Origin of the sequence: Streptomyces sp. NPDC048370 (assembly GCF_043200825.1) — a bacterium.
Lineage (GTDB): Bacteria > Actinomycetota > Actinomycetes > Streptomycetales > Streptomycetaceae > Streptomyces.
In genome coordinates this window covers 513,041-529,708 of record NZ_JBICYI010000003.1, presented here as the reverse complement: position 1 = coordinate 529,708, position 16,668 = coordinate 513,041, and the positions used below count along the sequence as shown (strand labels likewise).

Here is a 16,668-nt window from a genome sequence, read left to right as displayed (position 1 = left end):
AGCGACCTCCCCCACGGAACCGCACACACGTCCGTACCGTCACGTCCGTGGACTGGGTCACCGCCGAGAACGTCATCGCCGTGGTCACCGCGCTCCTCGGTGTCCTCGTCTCCGCCGGTGTGGTCGCGTACGAGCGCTTCCAGCAGCGGGGCAAGCGGCTCGGGTACCGCGTGCAGCTGAACACGCCCCTGCGCGAGGGCGGCGAGACCGCCGGCACCCTGACCCTGCGGGACGGCGACATCACCAGGAACGGCTCCACCCTGGTCCTGCTGCGGATCGAGAACGACGGCCAGCGCGACATCGACCACGGGGACTACGTGCCGTCGACGGAGTCCGAGGGGCTGAAGATCACCTTCAGCGACAAGGACGTGATGGCCGTGGTCGCCACGATCCCGCAGGAGTACGAACCGGTGCGGGACGAGATGCGGGCGGGGCACGGGTTGCGCAAGCAGGGCAAGTCCGTCCTGATGCCCAAGGTCTCCCTGGAGCGCAAGCAGTACTTCAAGCTGCTCGTGATGCTCTCCGGCGGCGTGACGGAGCGCGCGATCCAGATCACCGGCTTCCGGGACGCGGTGGACGTCCACCGCAACGAGTCCAGGAGCGTCGACGACAGGACCCCGACCTTCAGCCCCGCCGCCCGGAACATCACCCTCGTCCTGGCCGCCTGCGTGGTCACCCTCGCCACGATCATCGTCCGCAGCGACAACCCGCCGCCCATCGGCTGCGCCCGGGGCACCCTCAAGGTCACAGGGTCCACCGCGTTCGCCCCGGCGGTGCGGGAGCTGGCGCGGAAGTACGAGAAGGACTGCGAGGGGTCCACGATCGTGGTGGACGCCCACGGCTCGACGGCGGGGATACGGGAGCTGGCGGCGGCCGGAGCGGCGAGCGGCAAGGGCGCCCCCGCGGTCGTCGCGCTCTCCGACGGGCGCAAGCCCGGCGGCTTCCCGCAGCTGCGCGAGAGCATGGTCGCGGTCTCCCTCTTCACGCTCGTCCTCAACGACGGGATACCGGTCGAGAACCTCACCCTCGACCAGATCCGCGCCCTCTACCGGGGCGAGATCGACAACTGGAAGCAGATCCCCGGCGGCCCGGACCGCCGGGTGCTGCTGGTCAGCCGCGACGCCAACTCCGGCACCCGCGAGGTCTTCCAGCGCCGGGTCCTCGGCCGCAACGAGCCCGCGAACTCCTCCCGGGACTGCGAGAACCGGGACGACCGCGAGGCCCCGGTCACCCGCTGCGAACTGGACAGCACCGCCCAGGTGCTGTCCACGGTCGCCAAGCTGCCGGGAGCCATCGGGTACACCGAACTCCGCGCCGTGAGCGGGCAGAAGGGCCTCCATCGGGTGGCCGTCGACGGCCGCGTCCCGAACGTGGACGAGATCGGCGCGTCGTCGTACCCGTACCGGGAGATCGAGTACGCCTACACCTGGGGCGAACCCCCGGCCGACTCGCTGACCTCCAGTTTCCTCACCTATCTGCGCCAGGGGCGCGGGCAGGACGTCATCCGCACCCACGGCCATCTGCCCTGCGCGACGCCCAAGGGTCTGCGGATCTGCGGCGAGGGATGACGACACGGATCACGACACCCCACCCGGGCGGTCTGGCATTCTCTTCGGTCGTGGAGCCTTTGGTGGAGCCTTTGAACGCGGAAGACCCGGTCAGCATCGGCCCGTTCCGTCTGCTGGGGCGGCTCGGCGCCGGCGGGATGGGCCGGGTGTTCCTGGCGCGTTCGGCGGGCGGCCGGACGGTCGCGGTGAAGGTGGTGCACGCCGAGCTTGCCGCGCAGGACGAGTTCAGGCGCCGGTTCGCCCGCGAGGTCGCCGCCCTTGAGCAGGTCGGCGGCACGGGCACGGCCCCGGTCCTCGGCTCGGACACGGGGGCCGAGGCGCCCTGGGTGGCCGTCGGCTACGTCCCCGGTCCCTCGCTGCGGGCCGTGGTGGGAGACGAGTTCGGGCCGCTGCCGCCCGCGACCGTCCGCACGCTGGCCGCCGGGGTCGCCCGCGCGCTCACCCATGTGCACACCGCCGGGCTCGTCCACCGCGACCTCAAGCCGGGGAACGTCCTGCTGACCGTCGACGGCCCGCGCATCATCGACTTCGGCATCGCCCGTGCGGTGGAGACCGTCACCGACGGCGGACTCACCAGCACCGGCGCGCTGGTCGGCTCGCCCGGCTTCATGTCGCCCGAGCAGGTGCGCGGCGACAAGCTGACGCCCGCCTCCGACATCTTCTGCCTGGGCTCGGTCCTCGTCTACGCGGCGACCGGCCGCTCCCCGTTCGGTACGGCGGACAGCGGCGTCCACGCCACGATGTTCCGCATCGCGCACGACGAGCCGGACCTGACGGACCTCCCGGCCGAGCTGAGCGGCCTGGTCCGGGCCTGCCTCGCGAAGGACCCGGCGCGTCGCCCCTCGGCCGCCGAGCTGGTCGAGACGATCACGGTGGCCGACCCCTGGCTCCCGGCGGACGTCCTGGCGCGGCTCGGCCGCCACGCGGCCCGGATCCTGGAGGCGGAGCCGACACCGACGGCGGCGGTGGGCGTGGGTCGGGGCTCGGGTCCGGGCTCGGCCTCGGGCCCCGCCTCGGGTCCTGACGACCCCACGCCCGTACCGAAGCCGCCGCGCACCCGCCGTACCGGCCTGGTCGCCGCCGCCACCGCCCTCGTCGTCGCGGCCGCCGCGGGGCTCACGTACGGCTTCTGGCCCGACGCGAACGCGGGCGAGGACGGGCGGAAGAACCCGGCCGGGTCCGCGAGCACGAGCGTGGCTCCCCGCCCGGCGGGGATCGTGCCCGCCGCCTTCCTGGGGGCCTGGGAGGGCGTGCTGCGCGGCTCCGTCGACAGCCCGAGGGACGCGGCCCGGATCGAGATCGTGCAGGGCGCCGCGGGCGCCAAGGCCGCCGTCTACACCCGTACCTCGGAGGAGCAGATGTGCATGGGCCGCTCGCGGCTCGTCTCCGCCGACGAGGACAAGGTGGTCCTCGGCGAGTCCGACGTCACCACCAGCGTCCCGTCCCAGCGGTGCACCCCGCTCGCCCACCAGACCCTGACCCTGCGCTCGCCCGACGTCCTGGAGTGGTCCTCGGGCGCGGCGAAGGCCACCTTCCGCAAGGCGCGCTCCGGCGCGTCGATCGTCCCGGAGTCGTTCGTCGGGTCGTGGAAGTCGGAGAACGACCCGCTGATCTACGGCGAGAACGCCGACCGCTACTCCGACGAGGTCACGATCACCCAGGGTCCGATCGGTTCGCCCGTCGTCCGCCTCCAGCGCAGCTTCCCCCGCCTGGACGACGAGGGCGCCCTGACGGCGGACACGGTGACCTGCACCTTCACCTCGCTGCTCGCCGCCGCAGGGCCGCCGCTCGTGATCGCCCCCGGCACCTCCGACCCGGACGCCTCGGACCGGGACTGCGAACGCGGCGGTACGGGCGGCTATCTGACGATCGACCGCTTCAAGGGGCGGGAGCGGCTGCTCCTCCATCCGATGCTGGACGGCGAGCCGGGCGAGTACTACCGCCGCTAGGGAGTCCTCGGCGCGTTGTCACGGGGTGGCTGCCGCCCGCGCGTAGTCCTGGACCGAGCGGCGGGTGTCGTCCGCGCGCCAGGCCAGGGCGAAACGGGACGGGGAGAGCCCGTCCACGGGGCGTACGACGACCCCGCCCCGGGTGAGCAGCGGCGCGTTGCCCGTGGCCACCAGGCAGATGCCGAGTCCTGCGACCAGTGCCTCGTACGTCTCGTCCGTGCTGGCGATCTCGCCGCCGATCACCGGCTCGCGGCCGCCCCGGGCGTCCAGGGCCAGCCAGTCGTCCCGGAGTTCAGCGGATCGCGGGCAGGAGACCGCCCCGGCCCGGGCTGGTGGACATCCCGACGACCAGGGTGGCGAGACACCGCTGCGCCTGGCCCTGGGCGACGACTCGATCGACACGATCCTGGTCCACCTGGACCAGGTCCGGGGCGACCTCACGGCCTGGGAGAAGGTGGGGCGGGACACCCGGCTCGCCCCGGCAGTCGGACCGTGACGAGCAGACCGCCCGTCGGGCGCGGGGTGAGGTCGAGGGTCCCGTCGTGAGCGCGGACGACGCTGTGCACGATGGCCAGGCCGAGGCCGACGCCGGCGTGCTCGTCGGTGCGTACGCGCTCCGAGCCCCGCTGGAAGGGCTCGGTGAGGGTCGGTACGAGCTCCGGCGGGAGCGGGTGCCCGGTGTTCTCGACCCGCAGCACGCTCGCGTCGCCGTGCGCCTCGGTGTGGACCGTCACGGTGCCGCCGGCGGGGAGGTTGTGGACGATCGCGTTCTGGACGAGGTTCGTCACCATCCGCAGCAGGAGCTCGGCGGAGCCGGCCGTCCGTGTCGTCCCGCCGGTGACGTCGAGCGTGATCCCGCGCTGTTCGGCGAGCGGCAGCAGCGTTTCGGCGGCCTCTTCGGCGGTGAGGGACAGGTCGACCGGCTCCCGGGTGAACGTTCCGCGCTCGCCTCGGCCGAGCAGCAGAAGGGCCTCGGTGAGGTCGATCGCCCGCGTGTTGACGGTGTGGAGGCGTTCGATGAGCTCGCCCCGGTCCCGCGTGGGGTCCTTGCGGGCCACGTCGAGGAGGGTCCGCGAGATCGCCAGCGGGGTGCGCAGTTCGTGGGAGGCGTTCGCGGCGAACCGTTGCTGCTCGGCGACGTGTGATTCGAGCGTGTCGAGCATCGAGTCGAACGCGTCGGAGAGCTCACGGAACTCGTCCCTGCGGCCTTCCATACGGACCCGGTGGGACAGCGATCCGTTCCCGGCCCTCCGTGCCGCGTCCGTGATCCGCGTCAGGGGTGCGAGCATCCTGCCCGCGAGGATCCACCCTCCCAGCAGGCCGAACACCAGGAGGAAGGCCATGGCGAGGGCCGCGGCGGGGGCGAAGGTGCGCACGAGGAGGTAGCGGTTGGGTGAGATCCCGAGCAGGCCCTGAGGGTTGTCGGGGACGTAGCGCAGCAGGAACACCCACACCACGGCCATCAGGAGAGCGCCGGCGACGAGAAGGAATCCGGCGTAGCTGAGGGTGAGCTTCAGTCGGGCGCTGAGCCCGGGGCGTCTCCTCATCAATGCGTGGGGCCGTGCGTCGTGCCGGTGTCAATGCGGTAGCCGACGCCGGGCACCGTGGCGATGATCCAGGGCTCGCCGAGCCGCTTGCGCAGTGCGGAGACGGTGATGCGGACGGCGTTGGTGAGCGGGTCGGCGTTCTCGTCCCAGGCCCGTTCGAGGAGCTCCTCCGCGCTGACGACCCCGCCCTCGGCGGCGACGAGGACTTCGAGGACGGCGAACTGCTTGCGGGTGAGCGCGACGTACCGTCCGTCGCGGAAGACCTCACGGCGGAAGGGGTCGACCCGCAGGCCCGCGAGCTCGCGGACCGGGGGCCTGGCGTGGGCGCGTCTGCGGTCGAGCGCCCTCAGCCGCATGACGAGCTCCCGCAGCTCGAACGGCTTGGTGAGGTAGTCGTCGGCGCCGAGCTCGAAGCCGGAGGCCTTGTCGTCGATCCGGTCGGCGGCGGTGAGCATGAGGATCGGGATGCCGCTGCCGGAGGCGACGATGCGCCGGGCGACTTCGTCGCCGGAGGGTCCTGGAATGTCGCGGTCGAGGACCGCGAGATCGTAGGAGTTGACGCCGAGCAGCTCCAGGGCGGAGTCGCCGTCGCCGGCGATGTCGGCGGCGATCGCCTCAAGGCGGAGACCGTCACGGACGGCTTCGGCCAGGTAGGGCTCGTCCTCCACGATCAGTACGCGCATGGCGGAAGCCTAAGCAGCGCGGCATATCGCCGGCGTATGCAAAGGCTCCTCGGCCGTCGTGCGCCACCAGCGGCGCGACGCGAGGCCGGCCAGTACGGCGCCGGTGGCGTTGACCAGGACGTCGTCCACGGAGGACACCCGGTCGAGCTGCAGGACGTACTGCGCGAGCTCGACGAGGACCGAGCAACCCGCCCCGAGCGCCAGGATCCGCGGCACGGACGCCAGCGCCGCGAACCGTATCGGGGCGAAGAATCCGAGGGCCGCGAAGACCAGCAGGTTGCCGCCGATCCCGAGTGGCCCCATCGTGACCAGGTCCCGCAGCGGCACCAGGCTCACCCGGGCGGGAACGATGCCGGCCCCGCCGCCCGGCATCATCGTCATCCACACGAACGGCACCGTCCCGTGGACGATGCCGACCTCGGCCAGCGACATCCGCCACGCGGACGGGACACCGGCGGCCCGCCGACGGCGCGCCAGGGCCCACGCCACCAGCACGGCCAGCGGCAGCGTGACCAACGTCATGAGCACCACACCGTTGAAGGTGTCGAGGCAGCCGTGCCACCGCCCGGCCACGCACCTCGGGGCGGACATCATGAGCGGCCCGCGCACGACGAACAAGGCGCCCGCCAGACCGAGGACCGCGAGACCGAGGAGCACGCGGGTGCGGAGGGTGTGGTTCATGCGCTCACTCAAGACGGACGGCTGTTGCGGTGGCGTATGCGGTTTTCGATACGCCCGCGATACACGGAATGCCTGCGGGGCACGGCTGAGGGCCCGCACCCCGGAGTACGGAGTGCGGGCCCTCGGCGCGGTGCTACGGGTGGAGCTACTTCAGGAACGAGTTGATCTCGATCGTCTCGGTCCGGCCGGGGCCGACGCCGATCGCGGAGATCGGAGCACCCGACATCTCCTCCAGGGCCTTCACGTACGCCTGCGCGTTCTTCGGCAGGTCGGCGAAGGTCTGGGCCTTGGTGATGTCCTCGGACCAGCCCGGCAGCATCTCGTAGATCGGCTTCGCGTGGTGGAAGTCGGTCTGCGAGTACGGCAGCTCCTCGACGCGCTTGCCGTCGATCTCGTACGCGACGCAGACCGGGATCTGCTCCCAGCCCGTCAGCACGTCGAGCTTGGTGAGGAAGAAGTCCGTCAGGCCGTTCACGCGGGTCGCGTACCGCGCGATGACCGCGTCGAACCAGCCGCAGCGACGGTCACGGCCGGTGGTGACACCGCGCTCGCCACCGATGCGGCGCAGCGCCTCGCCGTCCGCGTCGAAGAGCTCCGTCGGGAACGGGCCCGCGCCGACACGGGTCGTGTAGGCCTTGAGGATGCCGATGACCCGGCTGATCTTCGTCGGGCCCACGCCGGCGCCGGTGCAGGCGCCGCCCGCGGTCGGGTTCGAGGAGGTGACGAAGGGGTACGTGCCGTGGTCGACGTCCAGGAGCGTGCCCTGACCGCCCTCGAAGAGCACGACCTTGTCCTCGTCCAGCGCGTTGTTGAGGATCAGGGTGGTGTCCGCGACGTACGGCTTGATCTGCTCCGCGTACTGGAGCATCTCCTCGACGATCTGGGCGGCGTCGATCGCGCGGCGGTTGTAGAGCTTGGCGAGCAGCTGGTTCTTGCCCTCCAGCGCCGCCTCCACCTTCTGGGTGAGGATCGACTCGTCGTACAGGTCCTGGACCCGGATGCCGACGCGGTTGATCTTGTCGGCGTAGGTCGGGCCGATGCCGCGTCCCGTGGTGCCGATCTTGCGCTTGCCGAGGAACCGTTCCGTCACCTTGTCGAGGGTGACGTTGTACGGAGTGATCAGATGCGCGTTGCCGCTGATCAGGAGCTTCGACGTGTCCACGCCTCGCTCGTTCAGTCCGCTCAGCTCGGAGAGCAGGACCGCCGGGTCGACGACGACACCGTTTCCGATCACCGGGGTGCACCCCGGGGAGAGGATTCCGGAAGGGAGAAGATGCAGCGCGTACTTCTGGTCGCCGACGACGACGGTGTGGCCGGCGTTGTTGCCGCCCTGGTAACGCACTACATAGTCAACGGATCCACCGAGGAGGTCGGTGGCCTTTCCCTTGCCCTCGTCACCCCACTGAGCACCGAGCAGCACAAGTGCGGGCACAGGCGTACACCCCTTCCGGGTGGGGCATGTCCAAGGTCAGGGGCCGAGGCCGCCTCACCGGTGTGCCCCGGAATAGACGAAGCCCCTGGCGCAATAGCGCAAGGGGCTCTTGCACAAAGATGCTACCCGAGGAAGGACCGAGGTGTCGGCTCACGACCAGCTGCTGGTGGTCATCGACCCGGTCGCCCGCCGGAATGACGGCGAGTCCGTACGGATCGCGAAAGATGTGTTGTGTGCGGGAGCAGAGGCGAAGATCTGCCTTCCGGACAGCCCGGAGGAATTCTCCCGGGCCCTTGCCCGGCGCGGCTCCCGGCGCCCGGTGGTGGTCGGCGACGACCGCGCACTGCTACGCACGGTGACGCTGCTGCACCGGGAGCGTGAGCTCGCGGACGGCGCGCTGTCCCTCGTGCCGATCGGGGCGCCCGGCTCGCTGGAAGTGGCGTACGCACTCGGCGTGCCGCGCGGCGCGGTGGCGGCCGCGCGGGCGGTGCTCGACGGGGTGGCGCACCGGCTCGACCTGCTCGTCGACGACAGCGACGGGGTCGTTCTGGGCGATCTGAGCATCCCGGCGGGGCGGAGCCCGGTGGTGCCGGCCCCGGCCGCGCCGACCGTCTGGGACACCTGCCGCTCCCTGGTCCGCACGCTGGTGCACCCGGCCCCCGTGCAGATCGCGCCGCGCGTCCACCGGCTGCGGGTGGAGGCGGACGGCGTTCTGCTCAGCGATGTGGGCGCGCCGGTGGAGGGGGTGAGCGTACGGTCCCTGGCCGGCCTGGCCGTGATCACGGTCCAGCCCCCGTCCGCGCCGCCCGTCCACGCCGACGCCCGCACCCTGACGGTCTCGGGCCCGGACTTCCGCTACCGCGCGGACACGGTGGTCTCGGGCCCGGTCCGGCGGCGGACGTGGACGGTCCGGGAGGGCGCCTGGGGGCTGACGCTGCCGAAGCCGTAGCCGTGGCGCGGCACCGTCACGTGAGGACGGACCGATCCTTCCCGAGGACGGGCCGATCCTTCCCACTTGCCACACCTATCGTTTTTCAATAGATTCCCATCGTGACTCGATCGAAGGAGCGATGGCGATGGGAAGACTGACGGTGTTGGCGCTGCGCGCCGTGCTCGCGGTGGTGCTCGCGGGCTCGGTGCTCGTGCAGGCACTCATGGTGTGGACGTTGATCAGCGGGAACGACCCGGAGGACGGGTCCCTCCCGCTGACCCCGCTGCGCGTGTTCACGATCCTCGGCCTGATGTCGGCCCAGGTCGCCCTGGTCTGCGTCTGGCGGCTGGTGACGATGGTGCGACGCGGAACCGTCTTCTCCCACACCGCCTTCCGGTACGTGGACGTCGTGATCGGCGCGATCGTGGCGGCCGCCCTCGTCTGGTTCGCGGTCACGGCCCTCAACGCACCGGGCCAGCGTGACGACCCCGGCGTCACCGTCATCATGGGCGGGATCGGCCTGGCCATCCTGGGCGTCGCGCTGATCGTGCTCGTCCTGCGCACGCTCCTCGCCCAGGCCGTCGCGCGCGACGTCGAGGCGACGGCGATGCGGGCCGAACTGGACGAGGTGATCTGATGCCGATCGCCGTCGACATCGACGTGATGATGGCCCGCCGGAAGATGTCCGTGGGCGAGCTCGCGGAACGCGTCGGGATCACCCCGGCCAACCTGGCCGTACTCAAGAACGGCCGGGCGAAGGCGGTCCGCTTCACGACGCTCGCCGCGCTCTGCGAGGTACTGGAGTGCCAGCCGGGCGACCTGCTGCGCTGGGAGCCGGGCGAGGACGAGGACGGGGACGAGGACGCGGTCGGGGACGCGGTCGGGGACGCGGGCTCCGAGGGCGAGCCGGCCGCTTCGACCTCCGCCCCGGCCGAGGCCTAGGCCTCGGACCCCTTCGCCGCCTTGTGGTCCCGCCAGCGGTCCAGCAGGCTCAGCATCTCCTTCTGGAGGAACTCGAAGAACTCCGCCGTCTCCGCCGTCCGTCGCCGGTCGGCGCGATGTGGGCATGAGCTTCCTGCCGACCCGCCCCGGTCCGGCGGAGGGCCGGCTCGCCACGGCGGGGGCGCCGGCCTGGCGGCTGCAGCGCGGGACCGTGCTCGGCTGGTCGCTCGGCTTCCTGCCAGGACATGGCGTGGGCCCCGGCGCTCACCCTCGTCGCCGTGGCGGCGGCCCTGACGGCGACGCCTGTGGCGCCTGCGCCGACGTGACCTGATCACCTCGTGACGGCCTGACCGCGTGACCGCATGACCGCATGACCGCATGACCGAGAGGGCCCCGGAAACGGGGCCCTCGTGGTGCTACCCGCGTGTTTCTACAGCTCCACCAGCAGTTCGGGGACGCCCCTGATGACGTACCCCGGGTTCCACTCGGGTTCCGCCGCCAGGCGGAGGGTCGGAGCGGACGTGAGCAACTCCGCGAAGAGCGCGGTCAGTTCCATGCGGGCAAGCGGCGCGCCCAGGCAGTAGTGGATGCCCGCGCCGAACGTGATGTGCGGGTTCTCCGCGCGGGCGAGGTCCAGGACGTCCGGGTCCGTGAAGCGGGCCGGGTCGCGGTTGGCCGAGCCGAAGAGGAGCGCCACCTCCGAGCCGCGCGGGATCCTGACGTCACCCAGCTCGATGTCGTCCAGGACCCACCGCTCGAACATCTGCAGAGGCGTGTCGTAGCGCAGGATTTCTTCCACAGCTGTGGACAACAGTCCGGCCGGGTCCGCGCGCAGCGCCGCCAGCTGCTCCGGGTGCCGCAGCAGCGTCCACCAGCCGTTGACGGTCGTGTTCACCGTCGCCTCGTGCCCCGCGTTGAGCAGCAGCACGCACGTGGAGATCATCTCCTGCTCGGTGAGCTCCTCCACCCCCACCAGGCCCGAGATCAGATCCTCCCCCGGGTCCTTCCGCCGCCGCCCGATCAGCTCCCGCAGGTACGCCGAGAAGTCCAGCGACGCCCGCACCGCCCGCCGTGCCGTCTCCTCCGAGGGGTTCAGCTCGAACATCCCGCAGATGTCGGCCGACCACGGCCGCAGCATCCGCCGCTCCTCGTCCTCCTCCGGCACGCCCAGCATCTCCGCGATCACCGCGACCGGGAGGGGTTCGGCGACATCGGCGAGGAGGTCGCCGCCGCCCCGCTCCACCAGGCCGCCGACCAGCTCCGCCGCCAGCCTCCGTACCGTCGGCGCCAGATTCTCCACCGTGCGCGGGGTGAACGCCTTCGACACCAGGCGCCGGATCCGCGTGTGGTCACCGGCCTCCAGGTCGAGCAGCCCGTGGTCGTTGAGCGTGTGGAACGGCTCGTGCGCGGCAGGGGGTGCCGTACGCCCGAACTCCTCGTGCGTGAAGCGGTGCGTGTACGTACGGCCCAGGCGCCGGTCCCGCAGGAGCGCCGACACGTCCTCGTGGTGCGGGATCAGCCACTGCCGGGTCGGCCCGTACCAGTGGGCGCGGCCCGCCGCCCGCAGCTCGGCGTAGGCGGGGTACGGGTCCGCGATGAAGGCCGGCGACCAGGGATCGAAGGAAGCGTCCATGGACGGAACCTACCGGCCCACCTGGACCGGTCCTACCCTCCGACCTGCACCAGTCTCGCCTCGTACGCGAAGACCGCCGCCTGCGTCCGGTCCCGCAGCCCCAGCTTCACCAGGATCCGGCTCACATGCGTCTTGATCGTCGACTCGGCCACCACCAGATGGTCGGCGATCTCCGCGTTCGACAGGCCCTGCGCGATGAGCACCAGGACCTCCGTCTCCCGCTCCGTCAGCTCCCCGATCTGGGCGAGCGCCGGCACCTTCGGTGCCTCGGCCGCCCGCGCGAACTCGGTGATCAGCCGCTTCGTCACGGTCGGCGCGAGCAGCGCCTCACCGGCCGCGACCACCCGCACCCCGTCGGCCAGCTGCCGCGCGGAGGCGTCCTTCAGGAGGAAGCCCGAGGCCCCGGCGCGCAGCGCCTGGTAGACGTACTCGTCGAGGTCGAAGGTCGTCAGGACAAGGACCTTCGCGTCCGCGTCCGCCGCCACGATCTCGCGGGTCGCCTCGATGCCGTTCAGCTCCGGCATCCGGATGTCCATCAGGACCACGTCCGGGCGCAGGGCGGCGACCTGGGCGATCGCCTCGCGACCGTTGACGGCCTCGCCGACCACCTCGATGTCCGGCATCGCGCCGAGCAGCACCGAGAAGCCCTCGCGGACCATCATCTGGTCGTCGACGATCAGGACCCGGATCACTGGTCCGCCTCCTCACGGATCACGGGGACGAACGCCGTGACCTCGAAGCCGCCGTCCTCGGTCGGCTCGGCCGTCATCTCGCCGTTCAGCATCGTCACCCGCTCGCGCATCCCGGTCAGCCCGTGACCGGCCCCGGGGGAAGGCTTGACGAGTCCCCTCGCCGGCCCGTTCACGATCCGCAGACCGAGGCCGCCGAGGACGTACGACACCTCGACCTTGGCCCCCGCACCCGGCGCGTGCCGCAGCACGTTGGAGAGCGCCTCCTGGATGATCCGGTACGCCGAGAGCTCCACGCCCTGCGGCAGCTCCCGCACCGCGCCGGTGACGGTCTTCTCCACGTCGAGCCCGGCCTCGCGGACGTTGCCGACGAGACCGTCGAGGTCGGCGAGCGTGGGCTGCGGGGCGTCGGGGGCCTCGTAGTCCTCCGCCCGTACGACACCGAGGACGCGCCGCAGCTCGGTCAGGGCGGCGACCGCGTTCTCGCGGATGGTGACGAAGGCCTGCTCCAGCTCCGGCGGCGGGTTCTCGACGCGGTAGGGCGCGGCCTCCGCCTGGATGGCGACCACCGACATGTGGTGGGCGACGACGTCGTGGAGCTCGCGGGCGATGGTGGTGCGCTCTTCGAGGAGGGTCCTCTTGGAGCGTTCCACGGCCGTCACGGTCAGCTGGGCGGTGACCTCCTGCGTGGCCTGGCGGCGGACCTGGAAGACGGTCACGACGAGGAGCGCGAGCGCGGAGGGGAAGAGGACGGCGAAGGCTTCGGGACCGGTGCCCCGGGCGAGGAGACCGGTGGCGAGGAAGGCGTAGACGGCGGAGACCGCCCACATCCAGGCGGCGGTACGGGGCCGGGTCCGGGCGGCCACCACCGTCATGACCACCACGTGGGCCGTGCCCGAGGTCGGACCCCACGGCCAGCCGTCGCCGAACGAGCCGAGGACGGTGACGAAGGGCGTGATGGCCAGCGACGCCCAGAACGCGAGGACCGGGCGGACCAGGGTCAGCAGCACGACCAGGGCGGGCAGCCCCGCGTACACGACGACGAAGAGGCCCTGGCCGGACGTGACGGTCGTCCCCACCGCGAAGAGGAAGAAGGCGAAGCCGACCACGATCGCGTGCGGGGTCCAGCGGGCCATCTCGCGTATCCGCTCCGGCAGGCGCCGGGTCACCGGTCCTTCGACCGCCATCGGGGGCAGCGGCCGGTAGTCGAAGGCGTTGTGGATGAGGTCCTGGCGCAGCCCGCCGAGCGCGCCCTGGGCCAGGCGGAACTCGGGGGCACGGCTCGTTTCACGGGTTTCTGTCACGTCTGCAACGGTACGGGGGGCGCCGGACGCGGTCGTCACCATGACGGCGGATCCTCCCGCGTCCGTCCCAAGTACTACGCGGCCGTGCACCGTCTTCCGTGGTCAGAACGCCAGCTGGGCGATCTCCTCCGCGACCACCGCGCAGGCGTCGGCCGCCGGGTCGATCAGGGGGAAGTGGCCGACGTCCGGGAGGAGCGTGAGACCGACCGTCTCGCCCGCCTTCGCCGCCGCCTCCACATAGGCGTCGGCGACGGCCTGCGGGACGACGACGTCGTCGCGGCCCTGGACGATCGCCGTCGCGATCCCGGTCGGCAGCAGCAGGGCCGGGTCGGCGTGCCGGGCCCGTACGTCGAACTCGCCCTCACCGCCGAGCAGTTCGGTCACCGCCCCACCGCACACCCCGAGCTCCACGGCCCGGTCGAAGTGCGCGATGGGGGCCAGCGCCACCACCCCGCGCAGCGCGGGCGGCGCGGGGAGGTGCCAGGGCGCGTCGGGGGCGAGGACGTGCCGGGCGGCCGCCCAGAGGGCGAGGTGGCCGCCGGCGGAGTGGCCGGTGAGCACGATCCGGCGCGGGTCGGCCTGCGGAAGGTGCTCGGCGGCCAGCCTCGGTACGGCGTCGAGGGCGGCGGCCACGTCGTCGAAGGTCTCCGGCCAGCGGCCGGCGACCGGTCCCGTACCGCCCTGCCGGGGGATGGTGCCGCCCCGCCGGTACTCGACGTTGGCGACCGCGAACCCCCGGCGGGCGAGAAAGTCCACGAAAGGGGTCAGATGCTGCCGGTCGTACGGCGCCCGCCAGGCACCGCCGTGCAGCGCGACGACGAGCGGCGCCCGCTCGCGGCCGTCACGCGGCGCGTAGAAGTCGACGACCTGGTCGGGGTGATCGCCGTACGCGGCGGACGCGTCCGGGGCGACGGCCGGGTGCGAGAACGCCGACGCTTCTTCGGCGGCGTCGCGCGCGGCGGGGTCCGGCATGCTGTTCCAACCTCTCGGGGACGGGGCCGAATTGGCCTGACCTGCGGGGACCGTATCAGCACTGACGCCCCCACAGATCAAGCGATCATCGGACCGTCCGACCTCGGACGACGAGGTCGGACCCGCTCCCGACAGGTACCTGGGCGGCTGCCCGGGCAGCTCCCAGGCAGGGCGCCCAGGCAGGTGCCCGGGCGGGGCGCCTAGGCGGGTACGCCCGCCGGAACGTCCGCGAGGACCTCCGCCAGGATCCGCGCCGCCCGCTCCGCGTCCGCGAAGCCGACGTACAGCGGTGTGAAGCCGAACCGGAGCACGTCCGGGCGGCGCAGATCGCCCACCACCCCGCGCCGGATCAACTCCGCCATGACGGCGGGCGCCTCGGCGCACCGCAGCGCGACCTGGCTGCCGCGCTCGCCGTGCGCCCGGGGCGTGACGGACTCGACCCGGCCGGCCGGCACGTACGCCGCCACGCACTCCTCGAAGAAGTCCGTGAGGGCGAGGGACTTGGCCCGTACGTCCTCGATGGCGACGCCGTCCCAGACGTCGAGCGCCGACTCCAGGGCGAGGAGGGACAGGATGTCCGGCGTACCGACCCGGCCCCTGACCGCGCCCTTTGCCGCCTCGTAGCCCGGGGTCATCCCGAACGGGTCGGCGTGCGAGTTCCAGCCCGGCAGCGGGGAGTCGAAGGCGGCCTGGTGGCGCTCGGCGACGTACAGGTACGCGGGCGAACCGGGGCCGCCGTTGAGGTACTTGTACGTGCAGCCGACCGCCAGGTCGACGCCGTGCTCCTCCAGGCCGACCGGCAGCGCGCCCGCGCTGTGGCACAGGTCCCAGACCGCGAGGGCGCCCGCCGCGTGCAGCGCGGCCGTGATCCCCGGCAGGTCGTGGAGTCGACCGGTACGGAAGTCGACGTGGTTGACGAGCGCGGCGGCCGTGCGCGGGCCCGCCGCGGCCGCGATGCCCGCCGGGTCGACGGGCACAATCCGGCGGCCGGTCATCCGGGCCGCGGACTCCGCGATGTACCCGTCCGTGGGAAACGTCGTGGCGTCGACGAGGATCTCGTCCCGGTCGTCGGTGCTCAGCCGGGTGGCGGCGACGACGGCCTTGAAGACGTTCACGCTGGTCGAGTCGGAGACCACGATCCGGCCGGGGGCGGCGCCGACGAGCGGGGCGATCCGGTCGCCGATCCGCTCGGGCGCGGTCCACCAGCCGCTCTCGTCCCAGGAGCGGATCCGCAGCCGCCCCCACTCGCGGGTGATGACGTCGGCCATCCGGTCGGGCACGTGCGCGGGCAGCGCGCCCAGCGAGTTCCCGTCCAGGTAGACCGTCGCCTCGTCCAGGACGAACCGCTCACGGAACTTCGCCAGCGGGTCGTCCGCGTCCCTGTGGAGCGCGTTCTCGCGCAAGGACTCAGACACGGCTGCGCGCCGTCCACAGCTCGGGGAAGACGTTCTTCTGCGCCCGCTTCTCCAGCCACGCCACGCCCGCGGAGCCGCCGGTGCCCGTCTTGGAGCCCATGGCCCGCCGGGTGGCGACGAGGTGGTCGTTGCGCCATCGCCAGATCAGCTCGGCGACGTCGCTCAGCGCCTCGCCCAGCCGGACGAGTTCGGCGTTCTGGTCGGCGTCGGCGTATATCCCGGCCCAGATCTCCTCGATCTCGGTCGAGGGCTCGTACTTCTTCGCCAGGTCCCGGGCGAGCACCGCGTCCGGCACGGGCAGCCCGCGCCGGGCGAGGAGCCTGAGGACCTCGTCGTACAGGCTCGGCTCCTGCAGCGCCTTCTCCAGCTCCGCGTGGACCCGGGGCGCCCCGCGGTGCGGCACCAGCATCGACGCGGACTTCTCGCCGAGCAGGAACTCCATCCGCCGGTACATCGCCGACTGGAAGCCGGAACCCTCGCCGAGGGCCGCGCGGTAGGAGTTGAACTGCGCCGGGGTGAGCTGGGCCAGCGGCCGCCAGGACTGGTTCAGCGCCTCCAGCTCGCGCACGGAGCGCTTGAGCGCGTCCATCGCCACGGGGACGCGGTCCTCGCGCAGCGCGCGGCTCGCGGTCTCCCACTCGTGGACGATGACGGTGAACCACAGCTCCATGACCTGGGTGGTGACCAGGAAGACCATCTCGCCCGGATCATCGGAGCGGAGGTGCTGGAGGTGGGTGAGTACGTCCGCCTGTACGTAGTCCTCGTACGGCGTCGTGCCCGCGAAGTCGAGGTTCGGTGCGTCGACCGATCCGGCTCCGGAGGCATCGGGGAAGGTGGACATTTCTGTCTCCTCGATACGCAACTACCGGGTAGCGGTCCGCTCCTTCCGTGAGAGAAAGTGGAGCCCCGGTCCCCTCGGGCC

At 72.1% G+C, this 16,668-nt stretch carries 16 protein-coding genes and 1 pseudogene; 6 read left to right on the top strand and 11 right to left on the bottom strand.

Features of this window, described 5'->3' with window-relative positions:
• Positions 1-47 precede the first annotated feature (47 nt).
• Entirely contained in the window at positions 48-1,568 is a 1,521-nt protein-coding gene (locus tag ACGFYP_RS09840) for a substrate-binding domain-containing protein (RefSeq protein ID WP_393488559.1), read from the top strand.
• A 62-nt stretch (positions 1,569-1,630) separates the two neighbouring features.
• Positions 1,631-3,517, top strand: coding sequence for a serine/threonine-protein kinase (locus ACGFYP_RS09835; protein WP_393488557.1), 1,887 nt, complete (start codon positions 1,631-1,633; stop codon positions 3,515-3,517).
• Positions 3,518-3,535: 18 nt separating this feature from the next.
• Here ACGFYP_RS09835 and ACGFYP_RS09830 read toward each other — a convergent pair.
• From ACGFYP_RS09830 to ACGFYP_RS09810, 5 genes and pseudogenes are all read right to left on the bottom strand, one after another.
• Positions 3,536-3,823: pseudogene (locus ACGFYP_RS09830) on the bottom strand (LysR substrate-binding domain-containing protein); the annotation flags it as partial.
• A 131-nt stretch (positions 3,824-3,954) separates the two neighbouring features.
• Positions 3,955-5,064, bottom strand: a complete 1,110-nt coding sequence (locus ACGFYP_RS09825; RefSeq protein WP_393488554.1) for a sensor histidine kinase — start codon at positions 5,062-5,064, stop codon at positions 3,955-3,957.
• Complete coding sequence (locus ACGFYP_RS09820; protein ID WP_393488552.1) at positions 5,064-5,747, bottom strand: response regulator transcription factor; 684 nt, start codon at positions 5,745-5,747, stop codon at positions 5,064-5,066. The genes ACGFYP_RS09825 and ACGFYP_RS09820 overlap by 1 nt, the downstream gene beginning before the upstream one ends.
• A 9-nt stretch (positions 5,748-5,756) precedes the next feature.
• Positions 5,757-6,428, bottom strand: coding sequence for a VanZ family protein (locus ACGFYP_RS09815; protein WP_393488549.1), 672 nt, complete (start codon positions 6,426-6,428; stop codon positions 5,757-5,759).
• Positions 6,429-6,573: 145 nt separating this feature from the next.
• On the bottom strand, positions 6,574-7,860 hold the full coding sequence (locus tag ACGFYP_RS09810; protein ID WP_361956839.1) for an adenylosuccinate synthase: 1,287 nt from the start codon (positions 7,858-7,860) through the stop codon (positions 6,574-6,576).
• A 142-nt stretch (positions 7,861-8,002) separates the two neighbouring features.
• Here ACGFYP_RS09810 and ACGFYP_RS09805 point away from each other — a divergent pair, with 142 nt between their 5' ends.
• The 4 genes from ACGFYP_RS09805 to ACGFYP_RS09790 all read left to right on the top strand — a co-directional run bounded on the left by ACGFYP_RS09805 (position 8,003) and on the right by ACGFYP_RS09790 (position 10,064).
• Positions 8,003-8,809 (top strand): diacylglycerol kinase, encoded by an 807-nt coding sequence (locus tag ACGFYP_RS09805; protein ID WP_393488545.1) that lies wholly within the window; start codon positions 8,003-8,005, stop codon positions 8,807-8,809.
• Between the two features lie 127 nt (positions 8,810-8,936).
• Positions 8,937-9,428 carry a DUF2975 domain-containing protein gene (locus ACGFYP_RS09800; RefSeq protein WP_393488542.1) on the top strand — a complete coding sequence of 164 codons (492 nt, stop codon included), beginning with the start codon at positions 8,937-8,939 and terminating at the stop codon, positions 9,426-9,428.
• Positions 9,428-9,733: a helix-turn-helix domain-containing protein gene (locus ACGFYP_RS09795; RefSeq protein ID WP_393488538.1), complete on the top strand. Its 306-nt coding sequence runs from the start codon at positions 9,428-9,430 to the stop codon at positions 9,731-9,733. The genes ACGFYP_RS09800 and ACGFYP_RS09795 overlap by 1 nt, the downstream gene beginning before the upstream one ends.
• 124 nt (positions 9,734-9,857) lie before the next feature.
• Positions 9,858-10,064, top strand: coding sequence for a hypothetical protein (locus ACGFYP_RS09790; RefSeq protein WP_393488535.1), 207 nt, complete (start codon positions 9,858-9,860; stop codon positions 10,062-10,064).
• Positions 10,065-10,163: 99 nt separating this feature from the next.
• On the opposite strand, the gene ACGFYP_RS09785 is transcribed toward ACGFYP_RS09790, so the two are convergent.
• The 6 genes from ACGFYP_RS09785 to ACGFYP_RS09760 form a co-directional block, all read right to left on the bottom strand.
• Positions 10,164-11,366, bottom strand: a complete 1,203-nt coding sequence (locus ACGFYP_RS09785; protein WP_393488533.1) for a cytochrome P450 — start codon at positions 11,364-11,366, stop codon at positions 10,164-10,166.
• Positions 11,367-11,398: 32 nt separating this feature from the next.
• A complete protein-coding gene (locus ACGFYP_RS09780; RefSeq protein WP_393488529.1) occupies positions 11,399-12,058 on the bottom strand; it encodes a response regulator in 660 nt (219 codons plus the stop codon).
• Positions 12,055-13,401: a sensor histidine kinase gene (locus ACGFYP_RS09775; protein WP_393488525.1), complete on the bottom strand. Its 1,347-nt coding sequence runs from the start codon at positions 13,399-13,401 to the stop codon at positions 12,055-12,057. The genes ACGFYP_RS09780 and ACGFYP_RS09775 overlap by 4 nt, the downstream gene beginning before the upstream one ends.
• A gap of 60 nt (positions 13,402-13,461) precedes the next feature.
• A complete protein-coding gene (locus tag ACGFYP_RS09770; RefSeq protein WP_393488522.1) occupies positions 13,462-14,331 on the bottom strand; it encodes an alpha/beta hydrolase family protein in 870 nt (289 codons plus the stop codon).
• A 200-nt stretch (positions 14,332-14,531) separates the two neighbouring features.
• Positions 14,532-15,746, bottom strand: a complete 1,215-nt coding sequence (gene kynU / locus ACGFYP_RS09765) for a kynureninase (protein WP_393488518.1) — start codon at positions 15,744-15,746, stop codon at positions 14,532-14,534.
• Positions 15,739-16,587 carry a tryptophan 2,3-dioxygenase family protein gene (locus tag ACGFYP_RS09760; protein WP_361956874.1) on the bottom strand — a complete coding sequence of 283 codons (849 nt, stop codon included), beginning with the start codon at positions 16,585-16,587 and terminating at the stop codon, positions 15,739-15,741. The genes kynU and ACGFYP_RS09760 overlap by 8 nt, the downstream gene beginning before the upstream one ends.
• Positions 16,588-16,668 lie beyond the last annotated feature (81 nt).

Bases quoted from the DNA above. Each gene is read 5' to 3' on its own strand.
- ACGFYP_RS09770 (WP_393488522.1), bottom strand. From the start codon at position 14,331: ATGCCGGACCCCGCCGCGCGCGACGCCGCCGAAGAAGCGTCGGCGTTC.
- ACGFYP_RS09800 (WP_393488542.1), top strand. From the start codon at position 8,937: ATGGGAAGACTGACGGTGTTGGCGCTGCGCGCCGTGCTCGCGGTGGTG.
- ACGFYP_RS09795 (WP_393488538.1), top strand. From the start codon at position 9,428: ATGCCGATCGCCGTCGACATCGACGTGATGATGGCCCGCCGGAAGATG.
- ACGFYP_RS09775 (WP_393488525.1), bottom strand. From the start codon at position 13,401: ATGGTGACGACCGCGTCCGGCGCCCCCCGTACCGTTGCAGACGTGACA.
- ACGFYP_RS09815 (WP_393488549.1), bottom strand. From the start codon at position 6,428: ATGAACCACACCCTCCGCACCCGCGTGCTCCTCGGTCTCGCGGTCCTC.
- ACGFYP_RS09790 (WP_393488535.1), top strand. From the start codon at position 9,858: ATGAGCTTCCTGCCGACCCGCCCCGGTCCGGCGGAGGGCCGGCTCGCC.
- ACGFYP_RS09760 (WP_361956874.1), bottom strand. From the start codon at position 16,587: ATGTCCACCTTCCCCGATGCCTCCGGAGCCGGATCGGTCGACGCACCG.
- ACGFYP_RS09785 (WP_393488533.1), bottom strand. From the start codon at position 11,366: ATGGACGCTTCCTTCGATCCCTGGTCGCCGGCCTTCATCGCGGACCCG.
- ACGFYP_RS09825 (WP_393488554.1), bottom strand. From the start codon at position 5,064: ATGAGGAGACGCCCCGGGCTCAGCGCCCGACTGAAGCTCACCCTCAGC.
- ACGFYP_RS09820 (WP_393488552.1), bottom strand. From the start codon at position 5,747: ATGCGCGTACTGATCGTGGAGGACGAGCCCTACCTGGCCGAAGCCGTC.